This is a genomic window from Neisseria sp. HMSC068C04, from assembly GCF_001810105.1.
In the GTDB taxonomy this organism is placed as follows: Bacteria; Pseudomonadota; Gammaproteobacteria; order Burkholderiales; family Neisseriaceae; genus Neisseria; species Neisseria flavescens_B.
The window spans coordinates 115715-122904 of record NZ_KV799956.1; the positions used below are offsets into that span (position 1 = coordinate 115715).

At 51.6% G+C, this 7190-nt stretch carries 6 protein-coding genes; 2 read left to right on the forward strand and 4 right to left on the reverse strand.

What is annotated here, in order from left to right:
* Positions 1-2: 2 nt before the first annotated feature.
* The 4 genes from hexR to zwf form a co-directional block, all read right to left on the reverse strand.
* Positions 3-851, reverse strand: coding sequence for a DNA-binding transcriptional regulator HexR (gene hexR / locus HMPREF2700_RS06540; protein WP_049352085.1), 849 nt, complete (start codon positions 849-851; stop codon positions 3-5).
* Positions 852-928: 77 nt separating this feature from the next.
* Positions 929-1909, reverse strand: a complete 981-nt coding sequence (locus HMPREF2700_RS06545) for a glucokinase (RefSeq protein ID WP_070591067.1) — start codon at positions 1907-1909, stop codon at positions 929-931.
* The gene (gene pgl / locus HMPREF2700_RS06550) at positions 1890-2585 is read right to left on the reverse strand and encodes a 6-phosphogluconolactonase (protein ID WP_070591068.1); all 696 of its coding nucleotides are present in this window, start codon (positions 2583-2585) and stop codon (positions 1890-1892) included. Before pgl ends, HMPREF2700_RS06545 begins: the two co-directional genes overlap by 20 nt.
* A gap of 63 nt (positions 2586-2648) precedes the next feature.
* Entirely contained in the window at positions 2649-4094 is a 1446-nt protein-coding gene (gene zwf, locus HMPREF2700_RS06555; RefSeq protein ID WP_070591070.1) for a glucose-6-phosphate dehydrogenase, read from the reverse strand.
* 482 nt (positions 4095-4576) lie between these two features.
* Between zwf and edd the strand changes: the two genes are divergently transcribed.
* Together edd and HMPREF2700_RS06565 are read left to right on the forward strand one after the other, a co-directional pair.
* The gene (gene edd / locus HMPREF2700_RS06560; protein WP_070591071.1) at positions 4577-6412 is read left to right on the forward strand and encodes a phosphogluconate dehydratase; all 1836 of its coding nucleotides are present in this window, start codon (positions 4577-4579) and stop codon (positions 6410-6412) included.
* A gap of 87 nt (positions 6413-6499) precedes the next feature.
* Positions 6500-7138, forward strand: coding sequence for a bifunctional 4-hydroxy-2-oxoglutarate aldolase/2-dehydro-3-deoxy-phosphogluconate aldolase (locus HMPREF2700_RS06565; protein WP_003745733.1), 639 nt, complete (start codon positions 6500-6502; stop codon positions 7136-7138).
* Positions 7139-7190: the final 52 nt, after the last annotated feature.

Genomic DNA, 7190 nt, shown 5'->3' on the forward strand with positions numbered 1-7190 from the left:
AATCAATCTTTATCGTATTCGATGTGTTTGTTATGTATGCTTTTTTTACTTTTTTGCAGTTGCGTGCTGGCAGTGTCGCCCAAGCGCAAGGCCAAGCCGATGGCAAGAATGTCGATAACGGCCAACTGCAGAAGACGGGACACCATAGGCGTATAAAGCTCGGCATTTTCCTGAGTGGCAATGCTCAATACGCAGTCGGCCATTTGAGCCAACGGCGAATCATTGCGGGTCAGCGCGATAACGGCTGCGCCGTTTTCTTTGGCGATACTGGCCGCATCCAATAGTTCGATAGATGAGCCGGTATTGGAAATCGCTACCAACACATCCTGCTCGGTCAATACGGAAGCCGCCATCAGCTGGGTATGCGTATCGACATAGGCAACGGTGGACATACCGAAGCGGAAGAATTTGTGTTGCGCGTCTTGGGCGACGATGCCGGAGTTACCAACACCATAAAACTCAACGCGTCGCGCGTGCATCAGAATAGCAATCGCGTTTTCCAGCTCAGATTCTTTCAGGAAGCGGCGCTCGCCCAAAAGGGAAGCTGCGGCATTGCCCAATACTTTTTCGACCACGCTGCTCATGTTGTCATCGGCGTTCAATTCTTCATGAACGTAAGGCATGCCTTCATGACCGATGCTGGCAGACAAAGCGAGTTTGAACTCAGGCAAACCTTTGTAACCCAGACTGCGGCAGAAACGGATTACTGTCGGCTGACTGACGGATGCACGCTCGGCGATTTCCGCCACAGCGGCATGAACGAACCATTTCGGCTCGGCCAGCGCAGATTCGGCAACTTTGCGTTCTGCGCCGGAGAGATTGGACAATGATTCGCTGATTTTGCTTAACATATACTCTACCCTTTGATTCTTTGACGTTCAGGACAAGGCACATTTTCGTACCCTGCCCTGCACCGCCGTTTGTGTGTTTAAACGTTATTTAAATGATTGTCTAATGCCACCGCCGCGCCGACGATGCCCGGAAATTCGCTCAATACGACATACACGGGAATAGCGGCAAGATAAGCTTCAAAGCGGCCTTTGTTTTCAAAGCGGCTGCGGAATGGAGACGTTTTAAAGTAATCCAACACGCGCGGGATAATCCCGCCGCACAAATACACGCCGCCACGCGCGCCCAAGGTCAAAGCCAAATTGGAAGCGACCGTACCCAACATGGCGCAGAAAATATCCAAAGTCTGACGGCAAATCGGCGATGTTCCGCTCAATGCCTTATCGGTGATTTCAGAAGGTTTCAGATGACATTGTTTGATGTTGTCGCGTTTGGCCAATGCTTCGTAAATCAGGCTCAAACCTGCGCCGCTCAAAAAACGCTCGGCAGAAACATGACCGTATTTGTTTTTAGCGTATTGCCAAATCAACACTTCCATATCATCAAACGGCGGGAAGCTGGTATGGCCGCCCTCGCCTGCCAACGCCACCCAGCCGGCAGCGCTGTGCACCAAACCGCTGACACCTAAACCGGTACCCGGACCGATAACGGCTTTAGGTGCAAACTCGATTGGTTTTTGGCCGCCGATTTGTATCAAGTCTTTCTTATCGGTTTGTGTTACCGCCAAAGCTTGGGCGGTAAAGTCGTTCAACAGAATCAACGTTTCAAAACCCAAAGCCTGACGGGTGGTTTCGATGGAGAATGCCCAGTGGTGGTTGGTCATCTGCACCCAGTCGCCCAAAATCGGATTGGCAATCGCAAAGGCAGCGTGCAAAACTTTCGGGCTGCCTGCGCGTTCCAAATAAGTTTTGGCGGCATCGATGATGGTGTCGTAATCCTTGCAAGGCAAGACTTCAGCTTTTTCAATAACCTGTGGTGCAGTTTCAAGTGCAAAACGGGCATTCGTACCGCCGATATCGGCGACCAAACGAGGATAAGCCTCAGTGTGCATAGTAGACATGGCAGTTAATTCCTTGGTGATTGAGAATCAGACTGGTCGGATATTCGGTATCGGCCTTTGCAGCAGCCTTGTCGAATACCGCTTTTTTCTCTGCGCCTTGAATGGCCAAAAATACATTCGGCGTTTTGGCAATCGCACCCAAAGTCATGCTCACACGCTCATGCGACGCGGTAACCGGCGTAGTATGAATCAATGTCGGGTCATCATCTTCATTGATTGCGGCCTGTAATTGAGGCGCTTGAGGGAACAACGACGCCGTATGCCCGTCTCCGCCCATGCCCAACACCAGCACGTCAGGTTGCTTGTAATGTTTCAATGCGTAAGCAACGACAACTTCAGGTTGTAATTCAGTTTCAGATTTTCCGTCTTCAACAACAGGAATCCATGTAGCAACGGCCGCGTTATTTTTAAGCAGATATTCGCGTACCAAGCCCGTATTGCTGTCGGCATGCGTGGTCGGAACGATACGCTCGTCCACCAAAGTAATACCGACATTTTGCCAATTTAAATCTTTTTGCGACAAAGCCTCGAAAAACGCAATCGGCGAACGACCGCCGGAAACGGCCAAAACCGCATGGCCTTTCTCATTCAACGTGGCTTGTAATGCGGCGGCAACGGCATCGGCGAGAGCTTGCGCGGCAGTTGCAGCGTTTTCTTGTTCGTGCCAAACAAACATGTTTCGTCCTTTCATGGTTTCAGACGGCCTTTTGTTGGAAAACAAGGCCGTCTGAAAGAAATATTATTGCTCTTCGTGCCACTTGTTGCCGTCACGGGCCAACAGCGCGCGCGCAGCTTCAGGACCCCAAGAATGGGCTTCGTAAGCATGTGGAGGCGTTGTATTGTTCGCCCAGTTTTCCAAAATCGGCATCACATATTCCCAAGCGGCTTCGAGTTCGTCACGACGGTTGAACAAAGCGAGTTTGCCGTTAATCACATCCAGCAGCAGGCGCTCATAAGCCTCGGCGCGGCGACCCTCTAAGGCTGCGCCCAAGTCCACGCCAATCGGTGTCACTTCGACTTTGTTGCCTGCCCCCGGGGTTTTCACTTGGGTGTAAAGGCGGACGGATTCGGTCGGTTGTAGTTCAATAACCAAACGATTCGGCGCAGGTTGGCTGTTGTCAAAAATATGGTTTTGCAGCGGACGGAAGTTCAACACGATTTCCGCCACTTTGCCTGCCATGCGTTTGCCGGTACGCAGGTAGAAAGGTACGCCTTTCCAACGCTCATTTTCGATTTCGGCTTTGATGGCGACATAGGTTTCAGTAAAGCTGTCTTGCGGAACGTTGACTTCTTCCAGATAGCCGTTCATGCCGTTTGCTGCAACATATTGGCCGCGAATAACATTTTCGTTGACGGATTCGATGGTCAGCGGTTTCAGCGATTTGATGACTTTCACTTTCTCGTCGCGTACGGCATCGGCATCCAAGCTCGCCGGTGCTTCCATCGCAGTCATACAAAGCATTTGCATCAAGTGGTTTTGCACCATATCGCGCAACGCACCGGTAATGTCGTAAAACTCGCCGCGTTCTTCCACGCCCAACTGCTCGGCGATGGTCAGCTGTACGCTTTCAATATATTTGTTGTTCCACAACGGCTCGAACATCACATTGGCAAAACGCAAAGCCAGCAAGTTTTGCAGGCTTTCTTTACCTAAATAATGGTCAATACGATAGATTTGTTCTTCTTTGAAATAACGGGCTACATCTGTATTGATTTGCTGGGAAGAGGCCAAGTCCGTACCCAACGGTTTTTCCAAAACCACACGCACGTTATCGGCATTCAAACCGATTTCGGCAAGGTTTTCACAGGCTTGCGCAAAGAATTTCGGCGCAGTTGAGAGGTAGATTACGACATTTTCAGTATTCTTGCGTGCTTTTACCAAGTCGCCCAAGGCAATGAAATCGCCTTTCTCTGTAACATCGACTTTTAAATACTCGATGCGTTGGATAAACGACGCCCACGCTTCATCTGAGAAATTTTGTTTGACATGGATTTTAGAATTCGTTTCCACTTTAGCCAAAAAGCCGGCGGTATCCAATTCGCTGCGGCTTACGCCCAAAATACGACCTTCGGGATGAAGCAAACCGGCTACATGCGCCTGATACAGGCAAGGCAAAAGTTTACGCATTGCCAAATCGCCGGTCGCGCCAAACAACACCAAATCAAAATTTGTCTGTGTACTCATTGTTTCATCTCTCGTTGAGGAAGCTTGCTTCAAAACTTTTGGACTGTCATCATCCATAAAAATCAATTAAAATCAAAAGCCTTTAAGCAATAAGCAGTAAAAAACCAATCGCCTGCACCAAAATTTCAAACAAGCGGGCTAGTGAGTAGTAATACTACACATGGCTACAGATTTTGTCCATTCTCATTTTTACAAATTGTTTGATTTAACATAAAAGTTTGATGACTTTTGCAGCCCAACATTTTACGAATTGACCATACCTCGATTTAAATCAAATTTCTTCCACTTAGCGAATTATTTTGTAACAAAATTACAGAATTTGTACTATAATACCCAGACGCTTCGAAGAGAAATCTTCAACATTTCAGACGGCACTCATTATTTATTCCCACAGCTCCAGGCCGTCTGAAAAAACACCCAATACAAAAATCAGAAACGCGCAAACAAAATCCCTATCATATCGTTTTGCCAGGAGACAGCACATGAACCCCACTCCTATTCACCCTAAACTCGCCGAGATTACCGAGCGCATCATCGAGCGCAGCCGCCCGACGCGTGAAAAATATCTGGCGAAAATCCGCAGTGCCAAACAGATGGGACGCTTAGAGCGCAACCAACTCGGCTGCAGCAATTTGGCGCACGGCTATGCCGCCATGCCCAAAAGCATCAAAATCGAAATGCTTCAGGATACCGTCCCCAACTTAGGCATCATCACCGCCTACAACGACATGGTTTCCGCACACCAGCCGTTTAAAGACTTCCCCGATCAAATCAAAGACGAAGCACAGAAAAACGGCGCGACCGCCCAAGTCGCCGGCGGTACACCCGCCATGTGCGACGGTATTACCCAAGGCTACGCCGGTATGGAATTGTCGCTGTTCTCCCGCGACGTGATTGCCATGAGTACCGCTATCGGTCTGTCTCATCAAATGTTTGACGGCAGCCTGTTTATGGGCGTGTGCGACAAAATTGTTCCCGGCCTGATGATCGGTGCGTTGTCTTTCGGCCATATTCCAGGCATCTTCGTTCCGGCAGGCCCGATGTCCAGCGGTATCGGCAATAAAGAAAAAGCCCGTACCCGCCAACTTTTCGCCGAAGGCAAAGTTGGCCGTGATGCCTTGCTTGAAAGCGAAATGGGTTCTTACCACAGCCCGGGTACTTGTACCTTCTACGGTACAGCCAACTCCAACCAAATGATGATGGAAATGATGGGCGTGCACCTGCCCGCCGCCGCCTTTGTCCACCCTTATACCGACCTGCGCGAAGCCCTGACCCGCTACGCTGCCGGACACCTCGCACGCGGCATTAAAAACGGCACCATTAAACCATTGGGCGAAATGTTGACCGAAAAATCCTTTATCAACGCCCTGATCGGCCTGATGGCGACCGGCGGTTCGACCAACCACACCATGCACCTCGTCGCCATGGCGCGTGCCGCAGGCGTGATTTTGAACTGGGACGACTTCGACGAAATTTCTTCCATCATCCCATTGCTGATCCGTGTATATCCAAACGGCAAAGCCGACGTGAACCACTTTACCGCGGCCGGCGGCCTGCCTTTCGTCATCCGCGAATTGCTGGACGCAGGCCTGTTGCACGACGATGTCGATACCGTCGTCGGACACGGTATGCGCCACTACACCAAAGAGCCTTTCCTCATCGACGGCAAACTCGAATGGCGCGAAGCCCCTGAAACCAGCGGCAATGAAGACATCCTGCGCAAAGCCGACAACCCGTTCTCCCCAGACGGCGGTTTGCGTCTGATGAAAGGCAACATCGGTCGCGGCGTGATTAAAGTATCTGCCGTGCGCGAAGGCTGCCGCATCATCGAAGCGCCTGCCATCGTGTTCAACGACCAACGCGAAGTTTTGGCTGCGTTTGAGCGCGGCGAGTTGGAACGCGACTTTGTCTGCGTCGTCCGCTATCAAGGCCCGCGCGCCAATGGTATGCCCGAGTTGCACAAACTGACCCCACCTTTGGGCATTCTGCAAGACCGCGGTTTCAAAGTAGCGTTGCTGACCGACGGCCGTATGTCCGGTGCGTCCGGCAAAGTTCCGGCCTCCATCCACATGACGCCCGAAGCCCTGATGGGCGGCAACATCGCCAAAATCCGTACCGGCGACCTGATCCGCTTCGACTCCGTTACCGGCGAACTCAACGTCCTGATCAACGAAGCCGAATGGAACGCCCGCGAAGTCGAGCGCATCGACTTGAGCGCCAACCAACAAGGTTGCGGCCGCGAACTCTTCGCCAACTTCCGCAGCATGACCAGCAGCGCAGAAACCGGTGCCATGAGCTTCGGCGGCGAATTTGCCTAACCCTTTTCAGACGGCCTTTTAAAACAAACAGGCCGTTTGAAACTGTTAACGACCCTATTACGATACAGTCCCCAACGGAGACCTAAAATGTCTAAACTGACCCCTCGTGAAATCCTGACAGCCGGCGCAGTTGTGCCGGTAATGGCGATTGACGACTTGAGTACTGCCGTCGATTTATCCCATGCCCTTGTCGAAGGCGGCATCCCCACCCTCGAAATCACCCTGCGCACCCCTGTCGGCCTTGACGCCATCCGCCTGATTGCCAAAGAAGTGCCTAACGCCATCGTCGGCGCGGGTACGGTTACCAACCCCGAACAGCTCAAAGCCGTCGAAGACGCAGGCGCGGTTTTCGCTATCAGCCCGGGTCTGCACGAATCCCTCGCCAAAGCCAGCCACAACAGCGGCATCCCCTTGATTCCCGGCGTTGCCACTCCGGGCGAAGTCCAACTGGCTTTGGAACACGGCATCGATACCCTCAAACTCTTCCCTGCCGAAGTCGTTGGCGGCAAAGCCATGCTCAAAGCCCTGTACGGCCCTTACGCCGATGTTCGCTTCTGCCCGACCGGCGGCATCAGCCTGGCAACTGCCCCCGAGTACTTGGCACTGCCTAATGTCTTGTGCGTCGGCGGCTCATGGCTGACTCCGAAAGAAGCCATCAAAAACAAAGACTGGGATACCATCACCCGTCTGGCTCGCGAAGCTGCCGCTTTAAAACCAAAAGCCTAATCGGGTTATAAGGTTAAAAAAAGGCCGAGACCTTTGCAAAATTCCTTTTTCC